Raw genomic sequence first — 24,973 nt, forward strand, 5'->3', positions numbered from 1 at the left:
CCCTCTCGTCTCATAGAATGGCAACACTTTGGAACAGAATCAAATCAATCTCATAGAGCTCGAAAGAATGTTCGATGATCTGGCCGTCAATAATTGGGCAAGTTCAGCGTCCGTCTTTTCTAAAGACTTCTGCCAAAAGCTCGCCCAAGAGTGTCAAAGACTCCATGACGAAGGGCAATTCCATCAAGCTTCCATCGGACGCGGAGTTACAAAAAGCACGCACACCGAGATTCGTGGGGATTTCACTCTGTGGTTGGATGAAGAAAATAACTCTCCCCTGCAACAGAGTTTTCTCTCTCATCTGCAAACTTTGTTAGAGCAGCTGAATCAGTCTTTTTATTTAGGTCTCAAAAGATTTGAAACACACTTTGCCCTGTACCCACCGGGGGCAGGTTATGATAAGCATATTGATAATCATCGAGGTTCCGGAACTCGAAAGATCACTTTCATCCTCTATCTCAATGAACACTGGCAAAAGGGACATGGTGGCGAATTAAGTCTCTATCAGCCTGATCAAGAAAATGTTCTGATCACTCAGATTGAGCCCACACTTGGCACTTTCGTTCTTTTTCGCAGTGACCTCTTCCCTCATCAAGTCGAGAAGAGCTTTCAACCACGCCTGAGTATCACGGGTTGGTTTAGGGACGATGCATCATGAAGTCGCTTTTTTCAGAAGTCATATTCACCCGTTTTCATGCGCGCGTTTTCGTGTTGCTGTCTTCTTTGGTGGCCGCTGTATTTGGTCTTTTAGGACCCTTTTTTCAAAAAGAATTCATCGATCAACTGACCGGTGTTCAGGGAACTCTGCATCTGATTCATTTCGACAATCCTTTGGCCTATGTCATTGGTGCGTTTGTGTGTGTGCTTTTGGCACAAGCCTTTTCCCAACTCACAAATTATCTCAGCACGCGCGAGTCTCTCTACATGCAAAAAGTTTTTGCCCAAAGACTTTACGAAAAAACGTTGCACCTTCGTGTTGATACAATGAGTGGCAAACCTGTCGGGGAAATTGTTTCTTTGTATGCCACGGACGTTCAAGGGGCCACGGTATTTCTGGATCAAACTTTGCCAACGGGATGTTCAACGCTGTTCCCGTTGCTGCTTGCTCCTTATGCGATTTCTATCTTGTTTGATATTCCCCTTTGGCCCACGGTGATCGTGATGTTCACGATTGCGATCTTTAACTCATTCATGGCCTTTCGCCAGTCGAAATTCTTTTTTCTATTTAAGCAACTCGCAGCAGAGCGCATTGGTTTGGTGAACGAGTGGGTGCAAAACATCCGCACCATCCGTATCTTGGGATGGACTCGCCATTTCGAGAAAAATATTTTCGACAAACGTGTCGTTGAAACTCAAAACCGTATCACCATGGTGACCAACGGTCAGGTGATGAATGCCGTTTCCACTTCGATCACATTTATTTTGAACGTGATCGCCTTAGGTACGTTGGTTCTTTATTCCAACCACCAAGTCACCAGCGGTGAACTTTTGGCACTGCTGTGGATTGTCGGCATATTCTTAATTCGCTCTTTCAGACAGATGCCTTGGTTCTTTACTTTTGCCTTTGACTCCTGGACGTCCTTGAAGCGCTTGGAAGAGTTTTTAAGCACGAAGAACAATCAAACGGAACAACTCGATTCGACTCCGCCTTCTTACGCTGAAGAGCGGGATGAAAAATACGCCTTGCAGGTGCGAGGACTGAATCTTGTGATTGGCGGTCGAAAGATCCTGAACCATATCAACTTCGACGTCGCACACGGAGAATTTGTTGCCGTTGTCGGAGAAGTCGGCGCAGGAAAATCCATGTTGCTGCTTTCTCTCTTGCGGGAAACAGGGGCCCGCTTTGATTCCTATCACTTGGGCGAAAAAAACGCTTTGGAAATTCCTTTTGACGAAGTTCGTTCGCAATATGCCTACGTTCCCCAAGAAGGCTTTATCATGAGTGCCAGTTTGCGTGAAAACGTCGCCTTCCTGTACGACATTGAACTCGAAAGAGATCCCATGGTCGAAGAATCCCTGCGTTTGGCGCAATTTGATCTCAGCACGGAACGCGTTGAAAAAGGTCTTAACACCGAAATTGGCGAGCGCGGCGTGAATCTATCAGGGGGCCAACGTCAGCGTGTAGGCTTGGCTCGCGTGCATTTTCATCAAGCACCTATCATGCTTTTGGATGACTGCCTCAGCGCCGTGGACGTCGATACCGAACAAAAACTTTTCGAACAACTTTTGCTCGGAGCTTGGAGTGAGCGCACTCGTTTGTTAGTAACCCACCGCTTGAGTGCCCTCCATCGTGTCGACCGCATTCTCTTTATGGAAGACGGCAAGATCTTAGATCAAGGGACTTTCGAAGAACTCTTAAGTCGCAACGAAAAGTTCCGTGAGTACACGACGACAGTTGCCAAAGAAGCTACTGAGAAAAAACAGGAGGTTTCTCATGTCTAAGAGCCTGTTTGAGAGGCGTACTTCTCGTACGTCGACGACGAACAACGCAGTCAGCTGGCCTTTTCAAACAGGCTCTAAACCAAAATATCTTTCTGATGGCGAAGTTCGCAAAGATGGCGGTTATAGCAAAACTATTTTTGAAACTCTGCGATTTGCTTACAAGCCCTTCGCAAAAAGAATTATTTTCTGTCTTGTTTTAGGGATCTTGGGACGTGGACTTCTTTTAGCCAATACCAATGTGATCGGCTATTGGGTTGATGAACTCGTGGGGAAACAAACACCGATCCATGGGCTCAGTCCTCAGGGAATTATTTTTCTTTTGTGTGGAATGGCCATCGGCGGATTTATTCTCACTCTCACCTTCCGCGCGACGTTTTCGCGTTTATCGGCGCGAGCGATTTCGACTTTCTACGATGAAGTGACTTTGCGTACCTCTCGCCTGCCGATGAGTTTCTTTGATAGCACTCCGGCCGGGCGAATTATCACGCGCTTTTCCAGTGACTACGGAAATATCTTCCGTCTTTTCGGAGGCCCTTTAGCCGAGTTTATTTCCATCATCTTTGAACTTGTGATGATGGTGGTTTTAATTTCCGTCGCCAACCCGATTTATCTGATCTTCGTGGTCTTTATCGCGGTTATGAACTATCTGGTTTACAAATTAAACCAAAACAAATTGCGGGTATCCCGTCGTGAACTTTCAGCCAGTCGATCCCCGAGCATTGCGCACTTTGCAGAGACCACTCAAGGTGCTAGTACCATTCGCTCTTTCCGCCGTCAGAAATCTTTTGCTGAGCGTTTTGAGCGTTTGGATCGTTATTTCCTGTCCCAAAAAATGAATACGACCAAAAGTTTGATCAGCTTTTCATTTCAAATGAACAGTTTAACGGCACTCTTACTTTTGATCACGGGAGTGTCCGCGTACTTTATGGTGGAAAAAGGTTGGGCCACGATCGGATCTGTGGGTGTGGCCTTCGGCTTTATCGCTCTTTCGGGCAATACTGTGCAGATGTTTTTTGAATGGTTGACTCAATTTGAAGAGGCCATGATTGGTGTAGAACGCTTAGATCAATACATGCGTATGGATATTGAAAAAGGCAGTCACTTGCCTTCTTACGCGAAGTTCGCAACAGGCCATCCGGTTTATTCTGATTCTGTTGAAAAATATTTAAGTCATCGCAAATTGACGGAAGATCGCAGTGCCTCCGTGCAAGTCAACGATGTGTGGTTCCGCTATCGCGACGACCTTCCTTGGGTCTTAAAAGGCGTGAATTTTGAGGTCAAAGCCGGAGAACGCCTTGGGATTGTCGGTCGAACAGGCTCAGGAAAATCGAGTCTTATTCAGGCTCTTTTCTATCTCTACCCGATTGATAAAGGAACTGTGTCTATCAACACCCACGCGCCGAAACTTTCCGAGGCGGCTACGGGTGTGGATTTAAATCTCTATCGTCAATCCATGGCGTTCATTGCCCAAGAGCCGATTTTATTTCAGGGAACTTTGCGCTTTAATCTGGATATCAAAGACAATTTATCCGACGAGCGCCTACTTGAGGTCCTGGAACAAGTCGGCCTTCGTTCCTGGGTTTTAGCTCAACCCGGCGGTCTTTTAATGAAAATCGAAGAGCGCGGAAAAAATCTTTCTTTAGGGGAAAGACAGCTTCTGTGTATGGCCCGTTGCCTTTTACAGGAAGCTCCGATTGTGATTATGGATGAGGCAACCAGTTCGGTCGATCCTCAATCCGAAGAAATCATGGTCAAAGCCACAGAAGAGTTTTTCTCGGATCGTACACAAATCATCATCGCGCACCGACTTTCCACTCTGGCAAAGTGCGATCGCATCCTTTGGCTGCAAAATGGAGAGATCGTTGCCCTGGGACCTACCAACGAGGTTCTTCCCCGCTTTAAAAATACAGAACTGGTCTAAAAAATAAGTTTGCGGCTGCCGATGAAAAGGAGTATTTCATCGGAGCATTATTTATTTTCAGCTAGAGCGGAGCGGTGATGGAAAACAACAACCAAACCCTTGAAGAAACACAAGACCAAGACTCCGTGCTCAGTCTTTCTGAGACATGGTCTGCTCTAAGCCCCGATGAACGTCGTGAAAAATTCAAAGAATTGCCTCGCACTGAGGCTGAAGAGCTCTTTTTAAGCCTCAAGACCCATGACCAGGCTGAACTTATCGCCGAAGCTTCGCACTTAGAACAGCGCTCTTGGATTCGCCTCTTGGCTCCCGATGACGTGGCCGATTTGATTCAAGAAATCGGTATGGACTCTAAAGAAGACTTGTTGTCTCTTCTTGATCCACAAACAAAACGTGAAGTCACAGCCCTTTTGGCTTATGCGGAAGACGCGGCCGGGGGATTGATGAGTTCCCGCTTCGTTCGCCTGCGTCCTGACATGACCGTGGATGAAGCGATCAGCTACATCCGTATTCAGGCGAAAACGCACGTTGAAACGATTTATTACGCTTATGTTTTGGATTCAGACCAAAAACTTTTGGGAGTGGTTTCATTCCGTGAATTATTCTCTGCCACTCCGGGAAAAAAGATTTCTGAAATCATGCATACGGATATCTTGAAGGTTCCACCTGAAATGGACCAAGAACAGATTGGTCGCATCTTCTCGCAACAGGATTTGATGGCGGTTCCCGTTGTCGATGAACATGGTGTGATGAAAGGTATCGTTACGTTCGATGACGTGGCAACCGCAATTCAAGAGGAAGCCACAGAAGATATCCACAAGATCGGTGCCGTTGAAACCTTGGATGCTCCGTATTTAAAGATCTCGATGTTCGAGATGTTAAAAAAACGCGGCGGCTGGTTGATGATCCTTTTCCTAGGGGAAATGTTCACGGCCACAGCGATGGCTTTTTTTGAAGACGAATTGTCAAAAGCCGTGGTTCTTTCGATGTTCATTCCATTGATTATCAGCTCGGGTGGTAACTCGGGTTCGCAAGCTTCCACACTGATCATTCGTGCGATCGCTCTGCGCGAAGTGCGTTTGCGTGACTGGTGGCGTGTTTTGGGAAGAGAACTTATCACGGGCCTAACTCTGGGTGCATTACTGGGTTGCATCGGTTTTATTCGTATTATGCTTTGGCCCAATCGCGAAGCTTTGTACACGGCCCACTATATGCTTGTCGCAGCAACGGTCTGCGTGAGTGTTATTGGTGTCGTACTTTGGGGAACGATTTCTGGATCAATGCTTCCTTTCATTCTTAAGAAAGTGGGATTTGACCCCGCTTCGGCATCAGCTCCTGCGGTTGCCACACTTGTGGACGTTACGGGGCTTGTCATTTACTTCACCGTTGCCAGTATGATTTTGCATGGAGTTCTTCTTTAGGATTGCTTCGAGCGGGGATTTGAAGTGAGGTAGGAGTTTTGGAATGGCTGTCGCTTCGGTCGGCACGCCGTCCGGGCTCAGTCAGCGCCGACTTCGTCGGTTCGGGCCGTCCAGGCCCCGCTGAAGGCCTCTCTTCGGACTGCCATTCCAAAACTCCTACCTCACTTCAAATTTTGCTAGAATTTGTATAGAATAACTTTGCTGCAATAAAATCCCAGGGTTGAGGGCAGGAGCCCGAAACAATTGTGTGTTTTTTTTCTGAGTTGATGTTCCGTCGGTGAACGTTGAAAGTTTGTGCATATTTAATTTGCATCGTGTTTTGGATCGGCTCTATGCTTTTCTTATGAAAACATTAATTATATCTTTTTTGTCTGTGGTTCTTCCCTGCTTGGTTCAGGCTGGGGAATTAAAGTGTGAGTATAATTTTTCTGGAAGTCCTATGGGGACTATCGATGTTGGGATTGATGATAAGGGCCTGCCTTCTGAGTATGCGACGGTGTCTTTGTTTTTTGCGGGAGCTCGACAGATGCCGGTTTCAAATGAAACGCCTGAAGCGGGGCAAATGCTTCGACTTATTCTTTCTAAAGATGATCCCAATAATGAAGTTCATATGACGGTGTTTCCTCCGCAAGGAAACACTTATAAAACGAAGTTGATCAATCCTGCGGCTCCTCCGATGATGAAGGAGCTTTCAGGAACTTGTCAGCTTCTTTAGGAAGCTCTGGATTGAACGACGTTGTGGACGTGTTCTAGGAACTCTGGATACTTGCTGCATACGTGTTCAAAGGAATCTTTTTTTAGAACGTACAAATCACAAAATTGGGAGGCTCTGGCTGTGGCGTTTCGTTTGCCATCAAAAAGCAGAGCCATTTCTCCAAAGAAACTTCCCTCTGTCAGTTTGGCGATCACAGCACCCTGATCAGAAACAATTTCAACACCACCCTTGTAAATAAAGTACATGGCGTCTCCCTGCTCTCCGCTTCGGAAAATCTTTTCTCCCGGAATACAGACATGGGATTCAAGTTCATTCATAAGATCTTCAACAAGTTCGTGAGAGGCGCCTTGTAAGAAAGGCACCTGCTCCAGAACAGGTCTATTGATATGAAAGAAGAGTTCCGACTGAATTTTCTTCGGCAAGTCTTCCAAAGCCGAATGATCGCGATATCCTTTTTTATGTTGCCACATGTAGTGGTAATAAGAACGAACCCGAGAACGAGTGTCCGTCGGAATGCGATGGGAACGCATGAAGTTTTCTACTTTATCCAAATTGTCCATGTGATGCTCACGAGCTGCATCTTTACGAGCCAGAAGACTGGCAACGTTACTTAAGATAAAACCAAAAACACCCACACCTGTCACCTGCACCAAACAAGTAAAAAGCATCTGCGGAATCGTCTTAGCCGCAATATCACCATATCCAACCGTCGTAAGAGTCGTAAAAGACCAGTAGATGGCTTTCACATACTCATACACTTTATCCGTATCAGGCCCTGCCGTACCACTCCCTAAAGAAATCCAAGCACAAGCAATCAGGTGCAAGAGCAAAGGCATCATCACAAAAATAGGAACCAGACGATAAGTAATAGGCTGAAGATGCCCAAAATTATCCAAGATCCCCTTCACATGACGAACATGCCGAGCGGCCAGCAAATTAAAAATCAAAAGCCCACTAACAGTGGTGTGAAAGAAAACAAAAGCGATAAGTGAAAGAGGCAGCAAACAAATCAAATCACAAACAAGCCCCAAATTCGCCCAAGACTCTCTTCGACGAAAATGATTCTCGGCCTTTTGGAAATAAAGATAAACATTGATCCCCGCCACCACAGAAATCAAAAGATCAAAAACAATCTCCAACTGCGGATTCAAAACATACCCAATCAACCGAAGCGGAATCCAAAACCCAACAAGAAACGCCCCAGCCACCGATATCATTTTCAAAACTTGAATCTTATTCTTCATAAGAACTCTCTTCGGACTCCAAACAACTAAAACCAAGTCCGGAAACTCCGAAAGAACGCCAAGACAAAGGCCTGATCCACTTTCATTGCGACTAAGAGAGAAAATAAGACGGAGTTCAGCAAAGATTTGAAGACCTTTTTCTTTGTTGTGCCTGTCCGAAGAGAGGCCTTTGCCGGCGCCACGATGGCGCGAACCGCACGAAGTGCGGCGGCAACTGAGCCCGGATGGCGTGCCGACCGAAGCGACAGGCACAACAAAGAAAAAGGGCTTCAAATCCTTCGATCGAAGCCCCTCATTAATTTCTAAGATTTCAGTCAAAGACTAAGTCTTGATAAGACCAGAAGTCCAATCGCGGATCATAGCCAGAGTCCCCTGCTTGGCATTAGCAAACTGGACCCCGTAAGCTTGGTTCTTTTCGCACCAGACGACTTGACCACTTACCTCAATGACCTCATGGCCATCAGGGCTTTGGATTCTCATCGTCACAATTCCGCCTTTTTCCAAAGCCTGATCTGTATTGAATGACAGACCGCCTTCGGAAATCGTATTCACGGCACCGACCAATTCACGATCGCCCACTTGAACGCGGATTTCAGAGCTCATTTTAAAGCGATCATAGCGACGTTTGTCTTTTGGATCCGCAGATCTCACACGTAGAACTTGCCATACTGCAAGTGGGATCAAAAGAAGTCCGACAACAATTCCAATCGGAGCTCCACCTGATCCACTGCCCGAGCCAGGACCATTCTGAGTGACGGCTTTCACAAGACCGCATCCTCCGCCGCCACCTGCTGCATCATCAGCAGCTGGACTTCTTTCGCTCAAATAAGACGGCTTGTAACTCGGCTGAGCCGACGCCGTTGAGACCATTTGTTGTGAAGTCTGAATCAAGTACAGAGCATCAATACGTGCACTTGTGGAAACCAGTCCATTCAAATACCCATTTTGCTGTGCTGTTTGCATAATCAATTGCTTCATTTGATAGCCAGATAATGATGGCGCCTCACGGAAAGCAAGACCCGCCATACCCGCAACAAATGGAGTTGCCATACTTGTTCCTGACATGGACATCGTCGCATTTCCAGGAACCGTACTTTCGATATATTCCCCCGGGCTTCCCACATTCACAGTGGTTGCACCGTAATTCGAGAAGCTCGAAAGATCGTCGTAACGTGACGTCGAACCCACGGAAAGATTGCTTGGAACATCATAATTAGAAGGATACATAGGAATTTGGTCGTTATTATTCGCATAGTTTCCTGCTGCGGAAACAACTAAAACGCGATGGTCATAAGCGTAAATGATCGCATCATGAAGAGAGCGGCTGTAACTTGAGCCACCCCAAGAATTGTTGATCACACGCGCTCCGTTATTGACGGCATAGTAAATCGCGCGGATCGCATTGGATGTGGAACCCGAACCATTTCCGCCTAAGAATTTCAAAGGCATGATCAAGAGTTTGGACTCTTGAAGTGGACGAGCAAAAATATTCTGTCCAGTCCCAACAACGATACCCGCAACATGTGTTCCGTGATCGTCGTCGTCAGCAAAGTTATTCGTGTTATTAATAAAGTTCCAACCATTGATATCGTCGACAAAACCATTTTGGTCGTCATCGACTCCAGGTGAACCACTGAATTCTGCTTGGTTGATCCAAAGGGCTCCCGTACCACCATTGGCCACAGGTTTGAAAACGTCATGATAGCGATCAAGACCTGTATCTACGACAGCGACAATAACTTTATCTGAAGATGATGCTAGCGGCGAAAGGATTGGCCACGTCGAAGCGACTCCCGTGTTCGCGGCAGATTGTGAGTAAACAGCCGCATTGGTAGAAACCGCGTTGGCATTTACGACTTGTTCATAAGACAAGCGTTCAACGGGACCATTAGGCTCAATTTCACTTTTATCTAAAACAAAATTGGGTTCGATGTATTCAACATCCGGGTCGTTTCTTAGGGCTTCGAAGTTGGCTTTTTCATCTGCCGACTTCATAGAAACCTGCAAAATACCCATACCAGGGAAGGACCCCTTAAGCGACGCCTTGCCCGAGAGCTTCATTTGTGCAATCGCCGCGCCTCCTGAAGAAGCCTTAAACTTAATCAGATATTCGCCCGGAACGACTTTAGGTTGCACTTGCGCTAACGCGAGCCCGCCTACCATCAACGTACTGCATGTAATAAAAAGACTTAGAATCGGTTTCACCGGTTCTCCTTCTCGACCCTATTCTCTTCGGCCAGAAGTCCGGGAGGGTTGAGTGAAAAAAGTGTCTCATTTTGAGAGTGGCGTAAGAGCTTGAAGAGGCTCGACTTAGCTGATATTTAAATTCAACCGATAATGTTCACAAGAACAGGACATCCAGCTATGAAACAACTTCAGAAAATCTTCTTGCAAGGCCTCGTTACTTTCCTGCCAATTGCGCTGACGATTTACATCATCTACGCCGGCATCGCGATTGTGGATAGCTTTCTCGGAGATGCTCTTCGTCAAATTCTTCCGATCTACATTCCTGGTTTGGGTTTCCTTCTCACAATCGCTTTGATTATGTTGTTAGGTCTGATCCTGAACAACATCTTAGCAGGCGGTATCTTTCAAAAGCTTGAACAGAGACTCACACAAGTTCCTTTTATTAAGGCGATCTACAGTCCCCTGCGCGATCTGATGAATTTGTTCTCTAAAGGTGGCGGTCCCGGTGGTTTGCAAAAAGTGGTGCTGGTGGATCTCTCAGATACCCACGAAGGCATTCGCGCCTTGGGTCTCGTCACACGTGAAAGTTTTAAAGACGTTCCCGCCATCGAACAAAATGCGGGGGACCGCATCGCCGTTTACATTCCCATGAGTTATGGTTTGGGGGGCTTCACTTTGATGGTGCCACGCTCTCGCCTGACTCCTTTAGATATGCCAATTGAAAAAGCCATGAGCCTTGCCATCACAGGCTGGGTGAAGGCTGATAAAGAGGGAGAGAAAAAATAATGTCAGAGACTCTTCCGGAAAACACAACAGGCAAAGCTCTTAAAATTAATAAAGACATCAGTCGTTATGGTGTTTTTGCCGAGATTGGCGCGGGCCAAGAAGTCGCTCGTCACTTCTTTCAAGCCGGCAAAGCTTCGCAAACAATTGCTAAAACAATTTCTGCTTATGACATGATTGTCAGCGATGACATTTATGGAAAGGAAGCGAACGGCCGCTATGTTTGTGAGCCGCGTTTGGAAAAGATGTTGGGCCATGAGTACGATCTTTTAGTGGATCGCCTGACAGAGTCCCGTGGAGCCCACTCACGTTTCTTTGCCTTTGCCAATACTGTGGCGACGGCCTCTTCCGCAGGAAATAAACAGTCGCAAAAACAATCTCATGGTTGGATGGGTGTGCGCTTTCAAGCAGAACCGAATGGTCCCTGCAATGACATCATCTTACATGTGCGTATGCTGGATCGCCATCGTCTGCAACAGCAAGAGGCTTTGGGTGTTCTAGGTGTCAATCTCTTGACTTGCGCTTTCTATCACCTGCATGAAACGGAAGAATTTATCTCTCACTTAGTGGAAGGTCTTAAAGAAGGTCAGATCGTTATTGATGTGATTAAGTTTAAAGGACCGGCTGTTCAACATTTCGATGCCCGTTTGATGAACTTAGGGCTTGTCCATCGCGGACTTGCAGAGGCTATTTTATTTTCTCCTAAAAATGAAATCCTCAATATTTCAGATGCTATCTATGGAAAAGCTTTGCTTATCCAACGTGGCACATTCCGCCCTGTGACGATCACCCACCTGGATGTTTTGCAAAAAGGTTTAGCGCAGATCAAAGACGACGTTCATAAGAGCGAAGGTAAAGACATGGATGTGCTGCCGATCATGGAACTGACCATGCACAACTTGCAAATGGATGGTCATATCAATGAAAAAGATTTCTTGGATCGTGTTGAAACTCTCACAAGCATGGGGATGCACGTTTTAATTTCCAACTTTTTCCTTTTCTATGGTCTTAAAAGATTCATTCGCCGCTACAACCCGCATTTTATGGCATTGGTGGTGGGCGCAAGTCATTTGGATAAACTTTTTACGGAAGAACACTATAAAAATCTTGAGGGCGGACTCCTGGAAGGTCTTGGTAAATTGCTGGAGCAAAAGACCAAGCTTTACATTTACCCACACAAGACATCGACACTTTGTCTTACGACGAAAAGCTTTTTCCCAAAACCTCACCTCCGTCACATTTACTCTTACTTCACGGAGAATAAGCAGATCGTAGATATTTCCGGCTGTGACGAGACGGCCGACTATCTTCATTCCATCGACGTCATGAAGATGATGGAAAAAGGCGATCCGAACTGGGAAAAATGTGTTCCTGAAAAAGTTCGTGATCTGATTAAGTCAAAAAGTCTTTTTGGGTTGAAATAGGCACCTCTTGGTGTTTCATATTGAGGTCCTGCATAAGGGCCTTGATTTCAGATTCTTGCAAAGTTTCCTTTTCTAATAAAAGTGCCGCGCCCTTATCTAATATGTCGCGATTGGCTTCCAGAATACGACGAGCTAAAGAAGCGGCTTCTTCAATGACGCTTCTAATCTCGGTATCAATTTTTTGCGCACTCTCTTCGCTGTGATCTCGATGTTCTATTCCTGGGTAGGGACCTTCTAAAAAAGTCGTTCCCTGCTGTTCATAGACGACATTTCCTAAAACAGAACTCATCCCATAGCGAGTGACCAAGGCTTCGGCTATGTTCGTCACTTTCACCAGGTCATCAGCCGCTCCCGTAGAGATTTCACCAAAAACAATGCTCTCGGACATTCTTCCGCCTAAAAGAACAGCCATCTTATTAAGAAGCTCTTGTCTTGTCATAAGATAGCGATCTTCAATGGGTCGCTGAATTGTATACCCCAAAGATCCAATACCGTGGGGAATGATAGAGATCTTTTGAACTTTGTCCGTGCCGGGTAAGGCGCAAGCTATCAGGGCATGTCCCATTTCGTGGAAGGCCACGATGCGTTTTTCTTTAGGACTTAAAAGGCGATTGCGTTTTTCCAAACCTGCGACAATTCGTTCAATTGCTACGACAAAATCTTCTTCATCCACTGTTGTGGATTTTCGGCGAGTTGCTGCCAGAGCCGCTTCATTGACTAAATTCGCAAGATCCGCTCCCGTAAATCCCGAAGTGAGGCTTGCAATATGTTCAATATTCAAATTCTCATTATAGCGGACCTTTTTTACATGAACTCTTAAAATGGCCTCACGCCCTACTTTGTCGGGACGATCCACCAGCACTTGTCGATCAAAACGCCCCGCTCTCAATAAAGCGGGATCTAAAATTTCAGGGCGATTGGTTGCCGCTAAAAGAACAACTCCTGATTGAGTGTCAAATCCATCAAGCTCTGCCAACAATTGGTTCAGAGTTTGTTCTTTTTCGTCGTGTCCCCCTGACATCATTCCCGGAGCTCGGACTTTTCCCAAAGCATCCAGCTCATCAATAAAGATGATACAGGGAGCCTTTTGTCTCCCCTGCTCAAAGAGATCTCGCACTCGCGCAGCGCCTACACCCACGAACATTTCAACAAACTCAGAGCCACTGATCGAGAAAAAAGGAACCTGCGCTTCTCCGGCCACGGCTTTTGCAAGCAATGTCTTCCCTGTTCCCGGAGGACCAATCAGTAAAATGCCTTTCGGCATTCTGGCGCCGAGCCGTTCGTATTCTGGAGGATTTTTTAAAAATTCAACAACCTCACGAAGTTCATCTTTGGCTTCATCTACGCCAGCCACATCATCAAAGCGAATTTTTACATCGGTTTCAACGTAGAGCTTGGCTTTACTTTTTCCAACAGACATCAAGCCGCCCACGCCACCTTTTTCAAAAACGCGACGACTGAAATAAACCCACAAAGCGACAAAGATAAGAGCCGGAATGGTCCACGACAAAAGATCGCGCAAGAAGGTGCTTTCGATCACCCGCGAATACGTCACACCAGAACCCTGCAAGTCCTTGGCAAGTTCAGGTTCAACTCGGGTTGTGATAAAGAGTTTTTTAGCACCGCGCGGTTCTTTGAATTCTCCGCGAATGGCTTTTTCTGTGATCTGCAGATTTTCGACACCGTTGGATTTTACCAAAGACTCAAACTCGCTATAGGGAATAGTCTCCACAACCGCTGTCTTCATCCAGATACCCTGCAGCCACCAAGCGGCGACAAAGACAAAGAACATAAAGATAAGCAGGTTGCGACTCTCTTTTGGCATGGGGTGTGACCTCCCATCGAGCTTTCCTATATCATAAGAAGACCGCCACCACTTGGGGAATAAATAACGGTAATTTGTGAGAACGCAGATCGGAATCTATGTCTCTTCTCATACAACAAGCTTATGGCTTTCTAGATTAAAATAAGAACCATAGGATAGAGACTCTATGAAAAAAGATTTTTTAAAAAAGAAAATTCAGGGATTTAAAAGCAATAAAAAGCAGAAAAAAGAAACGGTCACTTACGAAGAAACTTATTACGAAGAAATCAACAGCCGGTCTTTTGACTACAACTTCAATGTTCTCATTCATCACTATAAAAAGACCGAAGGCTCTTTATCTATAAAGCCCAAGTGATTCAATTGCACTAAAATCTCGTGAGTTTTTCCATCATCCACCAAATGAAGTTCGCCTTTATCGGAAACAACACGTCCCGCTTCCTTAACAAGAATGGATTCGCCTTTACTCTTTATGGGGTTCTCTATTTTAATCTTATACAGTGTTCGTTTGTAGCGATATTGAACCTCATAGGAAGACCAGCCATCGGGAATGCAAGGTTTAAAGTGCATACGGTCTACTTCGATGTGTATACCTAAGAGTGATTCCAATCCCGCGCGATAGAACCACGAGGCAGAACCGGTGTACCAACTCCACCCGCCTCGTCCTACATGGGGCTCGACGGCATACACATCCGCAGCCACGACATAAGGTTCAATCTTATACTTTTGCATACCTGCTTTATTGCGCGAATGCTGTATGGGATTGAGCATATTAAAAATCTCATACACTTTGCTTTTATCTTTAAGCTCTGCATAAGCCATCATCACCCACAACGCGGCATGGGTGTATTGGCCACCATTCTCACGAACTCCCGGAACATATCCTTTGATATAGCCTGGGTCCAAAGACGTCTTATCAAAAGGGGGCGTTAATAGCATAATTATATTTCTATTTTTCTGAATCAAATTTTCCGCCACACTTTGCATGGCTTGAACTTGTCGCTCTGGATTTCCCGCTCCTGACAGAATAGACCACGTTTGTGCAAGTGAATCTATCTTGCACTCTTCACTGTCTTTAGAACCAATCGGTGTTCCGTCATCGAAATAAGCCCGACGATACCAACGACCATCCCAGGCATTTTCCTCGACGCTCTTTTTTAAATCCGTGATGACGGCGAGATACCTTTGCTTGCGCTCTTGATCACAATAAGGGAGAAAATCTTCGATCACCTTAATAAGGAACCACGCCATCCAAACACTTTCACCCTGGCCTTTCTCGCCCACCCGATTCATGCCGTCATTCCAGTCCCCTGAACCGATCAAGGGCAGACCATGACTTCCAAACTTCAGCGAGTGCTCAATCGTGCGCAGACAGTGATCTAAAAGAGATGATTTTTCAGAAGACAGTTGAGGCTGGGTGTATGAATCCTCCTGCTCTGGAGTTAAGAGTGGTGCTTCGATAAAAGGAACTTCTTCTTGCAAAATACTACGATCACCGTTCACGCGAACATAGTGACTCACCACCAGGGGCAACCACAATAAGTCGTCGGAAAAATGAGTGCGCACGCCACGTCCCGTGGGAGGATGCCACCAGTGTTGCACATCTCCCTCGGGAAATTGCCGAGCAGCAGCTCTTAAAATATGAGTTCTTGCAATGGTGGGACTCGCATAGACAAACGCCATACAGTCTTGCAACTGATCCCTGAAACCGTAAGCTCCTCCGGATTGATAAAAAGCGGAGCGCGCCCACAGACGACACACCATGGATTGATATAAAAGCCAGCGATTCATCATAAAATCTAGAGACTCATCCGGCGTTTTTACTTGAATAACCCCCAGTATTTCATCCCACATTGCGCAGACTTCAAGATAGGCATTCTCCACGGTCTTGGCATTTTGATACTTGCGCAAAAGTTCAAGGGCTTTGCTCTTACTTTCTGCTTGTCCTAAGAGCAGCGTGATTTCCGTTTCTTCTTGATCCTTGATCTCGACCACCGTTTGCAAAACAGCACAGGGATCAAGACCTATGCCTGTGCGACCGGAAAGGCTTTCGCGAAGAAGCGCTTCAGGCTCCGTGAAATTCCCGTTGCGACCTAAAAACTCTTTTCGATCGCAGGTAAAACTTTTCGCAGCACCTAAGATCTTAAAGAAGGAAACTCGCTCGGCGAATTCATGGTTGTATGAATTTTTGGCGAAAATCGTTTTATCGTTGTCAGCTTCCGTTAAAATATAGGGCACCGATTTTTCTCTTTGATTGCCTAAGACCCATTCCACATAAGCCCACAGAGAGATTTTCCTTTTTCTGCCCGAAATATTTTTAATACGCAAATGAGTGATCTTAACGGAGTCTTCTTTGGGCACGAACAAAGTCACATAGGAAGAAATGCCATTTTCCGTGTGTTCAAATTTCGTATATCCTTGCCCATGACGAACGATATAAAGAGACTTATCGCGCAAAGGCAAAGGTGTCGGACTCCAGTACTTCCCGGTTTCTTCATCACGTAAATATAATACCTCACCAGGAGGATCTGAAACGGGATCATTGGACCAAGGCGTGAGACGATTTTCACGGCTATTCACAGACCAAGTAAATCCTGCTCCTGTTTCAGAAACTTGAAAGCCAAAGTCATGGGCATTGGCAATCACATTGATCCAGGGAGCCGGCGTCCACAAGCCGTCCTTTAAATAGATCACATACTCTTTCCCATCGTGAGTAAAACCGCCAAGTCCATTAAAGAATTTAAGCTCCGGGATTAGCACTTCCGGCTTTTTGTATTCGCGATCTTCATCGACCGCTTCAAAAGAGCGAGAGTATTTTTCTGGCAAAACCTTGCGGGCGACTTGCTCCTTCAAAGTTCCCCACTCCGCAGACAACACAACGCGAGCCATGGCTTGAATCAAAGCCCGATCTTTTTCAGGCATCATATCGAGGCGAAGACAAAAAATTCCACCGGGCTTGTTGAGCCATCCTTGATCGCCGCTGTATCTGATCTGGCGTAGAATTTCTTCTTGCAAGTCTTGCAGGTACACACTCTTTGAATCATTTAAAATCACAAAGTCGTATGAAAGCCCCTTCAAACGAAGGTACTCATGCCCGCGTAAAAGTTTACGAATCATGCCCATATCTTTTTTGTCACCCACAGTCAGAACAACAATCGGCAGATCCCCGCTGATACCATAAGGCCATAAACTTGCTTGCTCTCGCGTGTGTGCAGCTAAATAATGAGAAGGCTGTCTTAACGAGGCATCGGAATATAAAATTCTTTCAGCCAATCTTTGAAAAAGATAGGCCGCTTCAGAATCCATTCCCAGATGTCGCAAATCCATGCGCGATTTTGTCCAAGCCAAACGACTTTCCCGTTCAAAAGCATGAACATCATGATAGCGATCTGCCATCTGTAAAACTTCATCCCGAGAAAAAGCAACTCCGGTTGTGAAACGAACTTGGCGAGTTCCTCCCGGAGGAATTCGCACTCGCACCCTGAGTGAAAGTGAAGGGTCCAGAGTGGATCCCACAGTATTTGACAACACACTGTCTTCAACCAGAGCCGCCGGATTTAAAAGGCTTCGCCCTCGCCCTAAGAAGCGAGACCTGTCTGTTTCATACTCAATATCTCCTTCAAATTCTCCATCTGATGTCACACCATGAAGTCCCCACACTTCCGCTTTTTTAGAAGAACGAGGACGTCTTCGTGCGAGCAAACTGTGTTTGGAAGAAAGATACTCGGTCTGCAAAAATAAATTGCTGAAGGCAGGATGAGCTTGATCTTCCGCCAAACCCGCAAGAACCGGTTCCATATAACTGGTCACTTCAACAACACGTTCTTCATAGGAATCATTGGTTAAGGACACCTGTCTGATTTCCAAATTATCTTCAGGAGCAACAATCACCTGCGTGTGCGTATGAATAGATCCGTCCTCACGCCAAAAATCCACTTTGTCTTCGGCAAAAACCACCTTGTAGGAATCCGGCTTTTTCAAATCAGGCAAAAGGCTTGAGGACCAAACATGCTGTTGATCCAAGTCGCGAATAAAAATATAACTTCCCCAATGATCGCGAGTGGCATCTTCACGCCACCTAGTCACAGCAAGACCGTCACATTTGGAATATCCTGAGCCGGCAGTTGAAAGCATCAAAGAATATTTTCCGTTTGATAGAATCTGCACCCGCGGACTGTGATGAGGAGCATCGTCATACACCCGCGAGAATGATTTTAGTAAAGACTCGCCAACGCCATCCCATTCTATTTCTGCTGCCTTTGGAGGATTCAGTGTGACTTTTTGTGGGATGCGTTCTTGCAAGAGCAATTGAGCCGCTCGCACGCGAGGCTCTCCATGAAAGCGCTCTTGCATGATATCGCCATTTAAAACATTGTCGATGGCAATCATGCTCATTCCCTGATGATGAGCCATGTAAGAGCGTATGATCGAAAACTTTTGTTCGGGACTCAGCCGTTCTGGAGTGTAGTCAATCGCTTCATAAAATCCATAATTGGTTAAAATGTTTTGGCGGATCAGATGTTTTAAATTTTTCACCGCACTATGAGGAGCAACCAAAGCCGCCAAAAACGTCGAGTAAGGGGAAACTACAAGATCATGTCCGAGTCCCCGCTTTAATCCCAGACCGGGAATTCCAAAGGGACCGTACTGATAATTAAAATTGAGATCCCGAGCATTGTATCCAGCTTCTGAAATGCCCCATGGAACACCCAGCTTTTTTCCATAGTTGATTTGTCTTGAAACCACGGCGTCCACGGTTTCATAGAGGAGCGTGCTTTCATAGTTTTTCATCACCAGTTGGGGCATTAAATATTCAAACATCGAAGCCGACCATGAAATAAGAGCCCGCTTTCCGTCCACAGGCACCAGTTGTCGCCCTAAGCGAAACCAATGTTTTTGATCGACGTCCCCCTTGATGATTGAAACGAAACTGGCAAGACGAGCCTCTGAAGCTAAAAGATCGTAATAGGCATTATCGGCACGGGCCTCAGCGACGTTGTAACCAATGGCAAACACCTCGCGGTCTTTATCCAGCAGAAACGAGAAATCCATGTCTAAGAAAATCTCGTCACAGTCCAAGGCCACATTATCAATCATGCTTATCAAAGCTTTTGCATTCTCCGACGCCTTTTGACACTTCTCCATCAGACTTTCAAAATGATCAGGACCGATCAACGTTGCCTTTGATTTTAAAACGGCAAACTGGCTTTGGGTTTTTTCATAAAATCCCGGCAAATCTTCCAAGGGCCGATTCTGATTCAAAAGATAGAAGACATCATTCCACTCCGCCAAAAGTTCCGGCTGTGCCGTTTCGATTTGCGAACGAATGAATCTCAGCGGCTCCAATGTCCAAGGAGCATAGAGTTTTAAATCCTGATTGATTTCAGAAAGGAGCTTCATCAACGAATCCACCCAGCGGCGCAGTGGTCCGTAGTATTTCATCCCGTGCTCCAGCTCTAGAGCCGTCAAACTATCATCAATATCGCCAAAAGATTGACTGAGAAATTTTAAAGTTGTCGACCAATCCGTCAGACTTTCCGGAGATTCCTCCGTAAGAATTCTTTTCCCTTCCAAAATGCGCTCGTGAATATGAGTGGCACTGATGGCACTGGTTGCCTGACGCTGGTGTTGTAAATGCAGAGTTTCTTCTTCAATTAAAGACAAAGTAACGGCCATACTTTGCAGTACTTTTTTCGAGAAAAGTGGTGATCTCGCCATTTCCAAACTTGCCTGCTTGGTGACGAGCAAATAACCGGCAAAGTTTCCGCTATCGACAGCCGAAACATAGCGTGGATACAAGGGATCTAAGCTCTGCGTGTCGTACCAATTTAAAAGATGGCCTTGAAACTTCTCCATCCTTTTCACAGTTTCCAAAAACAAACTCAGCCGTTCGACACAAGAACGTAAACTAAGATGTCCCAAATCTTTGGCAGAGATCACCGAGAGCGCATAAAGCCCCATATTGGTTGGCGATGTACGGTGAGCAATAATATGCTCGGGATCTTCTTGAATGTTATCCGGCGGAAGCCAATTGTCGTCAGGACCCACAAATGTTTCAAAAAAATTCCAGATGCGACGAGAGATCTGTTGCAGAAGTATTTTTTCCTCTTCTTCAAGGGCCGGAACTTGCCTGCGCAAACGACGACGGGTCCACTTCGCCACCTGGGGATGACAGCTCCACAGAAAAACAAAAGGAAGAGCCACAAAAAATGTTCGCCACTCCCCTGGCAGCAGTAACGCGATCAGAGTCACGGCCAAAACCAGTTCGACCACCCACGATTTTTGCCATAGGGGTTTTTGCGAATGAAAAAGACCTCGATCCACTTGTGCTGAGGCCACCCATTCAAGACATTTTTCTTTACTGATACGAGTTCGATACAAGGCTCGAATGACGGCATCACATTCCACATAAGCTTTATGCGGCAGAAAGATCAGAGATAAAAAGAATTGTCCTAGATTTGTTTTCAGTTTCCCCAACTCAGACCAAAAACTGCTGGTCCAAGGAATTCCTTTAGGACTTACGAAAAGACCATTGGCCACATGTAAAAAACACGGAAAGGCGACAACCAAAGTTGTAAACCCCGTCCAGAAAAGAACGTCGCCTGGAAAAATAAACCACCCACATAAATAAAGAACAAAAAGCCAAAAGGCGACAAGACTGCGCCTGAGGTTGTCATAAATTTTCCATCGAGAGATCAATGGCAACTGATTGCCAACAAGTTTTCCAGAAGAGTCAGGAACAAGGGGCAAAACCCACTGAGCAATCTGCCAATCGCCCCTCACCCACCGGTGTTGCCTGTGAATGTAGCTGGTGTAGTTACTGGGATAATCATCAAGAAGTTCAATATCCGTTGCCAATGCCACCCGAGAAAACAAACCCTCAAAAAGATCGTGACTAAGCACAGTGTTTTCAGGAACACGCCCCTTTAAAGCCCCTTCAAAAGCGTCAATGTCATAGAGACCTTTTCCCGTGAAACTTCCTTCCCGAAAAAGATCCTGGTAAACATCAGAAACTGCGGTCGTATAGGGATCGACACCTGTGTTTCCAGAAAAAATCGCAGCAAAGGTTGAACGCGCAGAACTTTCTAAAGAAATACTAATACGTGGTTGAATGATTCCATAACCTTGAACCACACGTCCGAGTTTTTCATCCAAACGCGCCCTATTTAATGGATGCAAAGCTGTTCCGATCAGTTTTTTTGCTGAATCCAATCCCAGTTGGGTATCCGCATCGAGTGTGATGACATATTTAAAAGTAGATCGCAAAGCAACAGGAGCGGTCGCCACCACAAAAGAAGTATCATGGGCTCTACGAAGCAAGCGGTTCAACTCATGGATTTTCCCACGTTTACGCTCCCACCCCATCCAGCGTTTTTCAGCACCATTCCACTTTCGCTTGCGATGGAAAAGAAAAAACCGATCTTGTTCCTGAGAAGCGTACATTTTATTTAAACGTAAAATGCCTTCTTGAACTTCGCTAAGTAATGCCACATCCTCCGGAAGATCTTCAGAAACCGCATCTATGTGGTCTGTCGCCAATGCAAAATAGATCTGCTCGTCGCGATTTCCCAAATAATGAACTTCTATTTTTTCTAAAAGATCTTGAATGGTTTGTGAGTCTTGCAGAAGGCAAGGCACAACAACCATGGTTCGCGCTCGTTCCGGAACGGAGGAAGACACGTCCATTTTTGCCAAGCGCCGTGGCTTAAGAAAATGAGTGAGCAGAAAATTAAACAAACTGACCGAGAGATCACTGCAAGGAATCAATAAAATAATTCCAATGCCTACAATTCCCCACATGGGAGTTTTTAAACTCAGAGCGTACCACAAAGGCCCTGACAAAATAGCAGCAATGATGACCAATAAAGATCCGAGGTAAAAAGATGTCGGATATTTATGAATCCCCCTTAAAATAATTTCAGAGATCCGCGGTCGATATCGAAAGAATTTTTCAAGTTCGAAAACACCGTCCTCTTTTAAGAAAAATCCGACATGCGTTTTTTTATTCTGCGCTAACTCGACGGCTTTTTTGGCAATACCTCTTTCAGAAGCATCTGTTCTTTTGCCAATTCTCTCGATCGTGTGACGATATTCATCGCGTGTGATAAATTCCATGGAGGGATAGTCACCCGACGGGTCACCGGCCAAATCCTGATCCAACAAGCTGACACTTTCAAAAAAGTTTTTCCAATTGATATTGGAAAGCAAACGCATGCTGGAGATAATATTGGCAATTGTCACTTGATTGGCCGCCTGGTGTTGATGCTCCAGATTGACGACTTCTTCCAAAGAACAATGACAGGTTTCTAAAACTTCTTCCAAACGTTCTGAGGCTGGCCAAATATCTAATTCTTGATCACGAAGCCGCTTCGCCATTTGCGAAACAAAGGCATATTCGGTTTCAATGTTCTTCCCACAATAGTTGGAAATTCTGGCAATGGCCTTTTTTAATTTTTCAGGGTCACGCACTTTTTCAATAATTTCATCGGCAACCAGATCCGCTTGATGTTGCTGATGACGGTCCCAAATGATTCGTAAAGACACACGACGAATATTTTCCACCAATGCCAAACGAAGTGTGATGGCAACAGCCCACAGCTCACCAATATTCAGATAGGACTTTGTTTGAAATGCCTGAACAAAACGACGGATCGTCTCGATATCCAAGCGACTGTCGGTATGAGCCACCAGAGCCAACGCCAAAGCATAAATACGCGGATAACCGGCAAGATCCCCTAAAGAAATTTTTGGCAGTTCAGCATAATAAGATTTAGGTAAGTCCTCGTGAATTTCGCGCAACTGTTCTTCGACGATATGAAAGTTATCAATAAGCCATTCGGCCGCAGGAGAAATTGTCTCTTTATTATGAATAGCGGCAATCAACGTTTTATAAGCCAGCAAAAGTTTATCACCGCTATCTTTCATCCGGCGCAAAAGAGGACGGCGCAGTTTAGGAGCTTCTTCCGTTTTAAGATGATCTGCCAAATAGACGGCGTACTCTTCCAGTCTTTCAATACTGTAGAGCTCTCCCCGAATAGGTGCTTCGGCGATATCACTGAGAGACGGATGCAACACCTTGCTACCCATCAAATCCCGGTCGTGTCTTCCATGATAAGACTTCGTCCTGCCATACGTGCGCAATGGTTGCCGCAGTAGATGATGCCTTCTTCTTCCACACCTTGACCGATCACTCGGCAAGAGCAACTGGCACAGACAGGGGCCAGACGATGAATCGCGCACTCAAAGCAATCAAAGTCATGAGTCACATTTTTTAGAATTACTTTAAAAGTATTTTTATAGTGGTTGCCACACGTTTCACAAACACCCATGTCCCCTCCAAGTCTACGATGATAGGACAAAGGTTTTCGTTCACTAAGTTACACGATAGAAAATCAGGTCGAATACGAAACGGACTGCCAAAAAACAAAGAGGCTCTTTGCAGAGCCTCTTTTTAAGTTAAGAACTATTTGCTTAATGCACGATTTGTGAGGAATTCAATCAAGCACTGAACCGGTTGTCCATTGCCTCCGCTTGCCAACAAGGCTCCTTGAGCTTTGTCTGTCCATGCGTAGATGTCCAAGTGGGCCCATTTTTTTCCGCGCACAAATTTTTGCAAGAATAAAGCCGCTGTGATGGCGCCACCAAAGCCTCCCCCGGAGTTCTTGAAATCGGCAAATGGCGAAGACATCTCGCCAAAATATTTGTCAAACAAAGGCATACGCCAGTTCAAATCTCCCGCGCGTTGTCCAGCATGAGTCAACGCCATCGCCAACTCGTCATCGTTCGAGAAAAGACCCGCGATTTCGGAACCCAACCCGACTTTAATTGCGCCCGTCAACGTCGCAACGTCGATCACGTACTCTGGCTCATCAGCACCTTTTTGTGTCGAAGCCACATCCAAAACATCCGCCAACACCAAACGACCTTCAGCATCTGTGTTGTCGATTTCAACACGAAGACCATTGCGTGCCGTGATCACATCACTTGGACGGAAGGATTTTCCATCCACCGTATTTTCAGCAAGAGCCAAATAGAAATCCACCGGACCTGGATAGTTGCTTTCTGCCACCCATGTTGCTAAAGCAGTCACACTCGCCGCTCCACCCATGTCTTTTTTCATCAAACGCATTCCTGAAGAAGGTTTGATATCAACGCCACCCGTATCAAAAGTAATACCCTTACCAACGAAGGCCACAGGTTTTAATTTTGATTTTTTTGCCGGACGGTATTTCAAATGAACCATGCAAGGTCCATGTTCAGCACCTTGCCCGACGGCCACATGAAGACCCATATTTTCTTGAATAAGTTTTTTCGTGTCCCACACCGTCGCTTTCACAGTCGCTGGGAAAGACAGTTTTTTTGTCGCAAACTCTGCAAAAGTTTTTGGATTCAAATCATTAGGAGGCAGATTCACCAAGTGACGTGCCACATTCACGGCTTTGGCACGCAAAACCGCTTCCTGAATCAAAGATTTATCCAATCCGCCCAAAGATTTTTTCAAAGCCACGCGCGGAAGATCGTGAAGCTGTTTTCCGTCAACAAATTGGCGGAAGTTGTAAATGGCAATGTCCAAACCAACCAGAGCTCCCAAGTCTTGCACTTCTTCTGTTCCGTGGAATTCAATTTGCACTGCTTTGAGATGATGAGCTTTGAAATGACTCACCAAAGATCCGAATTGATCACGGGCCCAAGTGTAGCTCGCCTCATCAATCAAACCATCATGTCCCGCAGAAGTTTTTGTGCGAGAACGCAAAATCCAAACAGGCCCCCTTTGCCCGACAAAGTAAAGAAACTCACGATCGCTTTTCTTAAGACTGTCGAATTGCCACTCCAACGCATGATGTTCTACCAAAGATGTGAATTTATTCGAGTCATCCACGCCTAAGAAATAGACGAAGCCCGTCAATTCATTCTTTACTTTAAGTTCTTTGCCAATATCAAAAGTCTCAATCCATGAATGAAATTGAAGCTTTGTTGAGCTTTTGGCGGGAGTCGATTTTTTAGCCACTGTATTTCC

General features: G+C 45.7%; 14 protein-coding genes. 8 read left to right on the forward strand and 6 right to left on the reverse strand.

What is annotated here, in order from left to right:
• Positions 1-67 precede the first annotated feature (67 nt).
• From ACL934_RS13000 to ACL934_RS13020, 5 genes are all read left to right on the forward strand, one after another.
• Positions 68-658 (forward strand): 2OG-Fe(II) oxygenase, encoded by a 591-nt coding sequence (locus tag ACL934_RS13000; protein WP_413612370.1) that lies wholly within the window; start codon positions 68-70, stop codon positions 656-658.
• Positions 655-2,442: an ABC transporter ATP-binding protein gene (locus ACL934_RS13005; RefSeq protein ID WP_413612371.1), complete on the forward strand. Its 1,788-nt coding sequence runs from the start codon at positions 655-657 to the stop codon at positions 2,440-2,442. The genes ACL934_RS13000 and ACL934_RS13005 overlap by 4 nt, the downstream gene beginning before the upstream one ends.
• On the forward strand, positions 2,435-4,363 hold the full coding sequence (locus ACL934_RS13010) for an ABC transporter ATP-binding protein (RefSeq protein WP_374074032.1): 1,929 nt from the start codon (positions 2,435-2,437) through the stop codon (positions 4,361-4,363). Before ACL934_RS13005 ends, ACL934_RS13010 begins: the two co-directional genes overlap by 8 nt.
• Positions 4,364-4,440: 77 nt before the next feature.
• Positions 4,441-5,781, forward strand: coding sequence for a magnesium transporter (mgtE, locus tag ACL934_RS13015; RefSeq protein WP_374074034.1), 1,341 nt, complete (start codon positions 4,441-4,443; stop codon positions 5,779-5,781).
• Between the two features lie 439 nt (positions 5,782-6,220).
• Positions 6,221-6,496, forward strand: a complete 276-nt coding sequence (locus tag ACL934_RS13020) for a hypothetical protein (RefSeq protein ID WP_374074036.1) — start codon at positions 6,221-6,223, stop codon at positions 6,494-6,496.
• Here ACL934_RS13020 and ACL934_RS13025 read toward each other — a convergent pair.
• Together ACL934_RS13025 and ACL934_RS13030 are read right to left on the reverse strand one after the other, a co-directional pair.
• Entirely contained in the window at positions 6,493-8,013 is a 1,521-nt protein-coding gene (locus ACL934_RS13025) for a cyclic nucleotide-binding domain-containing protein (protein WP_413612372.1), read from the reverse strand. The genes ACL934_RS13020 and ACL934_RS13025 overlap by 4 nt on opposite strands.
• A 48-nt stretch (positions 8,014-8,061) precedes the next feature.
• Positions 8,062-9,945 (reverse strand): S8 family serine peptidase, encoded by a 1,884-nt coding sequence (locus tag ACL934_RS13030; RefSeq protein ID WP_374074041.1) that lies wholly within the window; start codon positions 9,943-9,945, stop codon positions 8,062-8,064.
• A gap of 159 nt (positions 9,946-10,104) precedes the next feature.
• Here ACL934_RS13030 and ACL934_RS13035 point away from each other — a divergent pair, with 159 nt between their 5' ends.
• Both ACL934_RS13035 and ACL934_RS13040 read left to right on the forward strand, forming a co-directional pair.
• Positions 10,105-10,713 carry a DUF502 domain-containing protein gene (locus tag ACL934_RS13035; RefSeq protein ID WP_374074044.1) on the forward strand — a complete coding sequence of 203 codons (609 nt, stop codon included), beginning with the start codon at positions 10,105-10,107 and terminating at the stop codon, positions 10,711-10,713.
• Positions 10,713-12,134, forward strand: a complete 1,422-nt coding sequence (locus ACL934_RS13040) for a hypothetical protein (protein ID WP_413612373.1) — start codon at positions 10,713-10,715, stop codon at positions 12,132-12,134. Before ACL934_RS13035 ends, ACL934_RS13040 begins: the two co-directional genes overlap by 1 nt.
• Here ACL934_RS13040 and ftsH read toward each other — a convergent pair.
• Positions 12,103-13,959, reverse strand: a complete 1,857-nt coding sequence (ftsH, locus tag ACL934_RS13045) for an ATP-dependent zinc metalloprotease FtsH (protein WP_413612374.1) — start codon at positions 13,957-13,959, stop codon at positions 12,103-12,105. The two genes, ACL934_RS13040 and ftsH, sit on opposite strands and share 32 nt — an antisense overlap.
• Positions 13,960-14,125: 166 nt before the next feature.
• Between ftsH and ACL934_RS13050 the strand changes: the two genes are divergently transcribed.
• Positions 14,126-14,314 (forward strand): hypothetical protein, encoded by a 189-nt coding sequence (locus ACL934_RS13050; RefSeq protein WP_374074049.1) that lies wholly within the window; start codon positions 14,126-14,128, stop codon positions 14,312-14,314.
• Here the strand turns inward: ACL934_RS13050 and ACL934_RS13055 are convergent.
• The 3 genes from ACL934_RS13055 to ACL934_RS13065 all read right to left on the reverse strand — a co-directional run bounded on the left by ACL934_RS13055 (position 14,272) and on the right by ACL934_RS13065 (position 24,964).
• Positions 14,272-23,043 (reverse strand): GH36-type glycosyl hydrolase domain-containing protein, encoded by an 8,772-nt coding sequence (locus ACL934_RS13055; protein WP_413612375.1) that lies wholly within the window; start codon positions 23,041-23,043, stop codon positions 14,272-14,274. The genes ACL934_RS13050 and ACL934_RS13055 overlap by 43 nt on opposite strands.
• Positions 23,043-23,285: a hypothetical protein gene (locus ACL934_RS13060; RefSeq protein ID WP_374074053.1), complete on the reverse strand. Its 243-nt coding sequence runs from the start codon at positions 23,283-23,285 to the stop codon at positions 23,043-23,045. Before ACL934_RS13060 ends, ACL934_RS13055 begins: the two co-directional genes overlap by 1 nt.
• 134 nt (positions 23,286-23,419) lie before the next feature.
• On the reverse strand, positions 23,420-24,964 hold the full coding sequence (locus ACL934_RS13065) for a leucyl aminopeptidase family protein (RefSeq protein WP_374074055.1): 1,545 nt from the start codon (positions 24,962-24,964) through the stop codon (positions 23,420-23,422).
• Positions 24,965-24,973: the final 9 nt, after the last annotated feature.

It is taken from the genome of Bdellovibrio sp. HCB-110 (assembly GCF_047323225.1).
GTDB lineage: Bacteria > Bdellovibrionota > Bdellovibrionia > Bdellovibrionales > Bdellovibrionaceae > Bdellovibrio.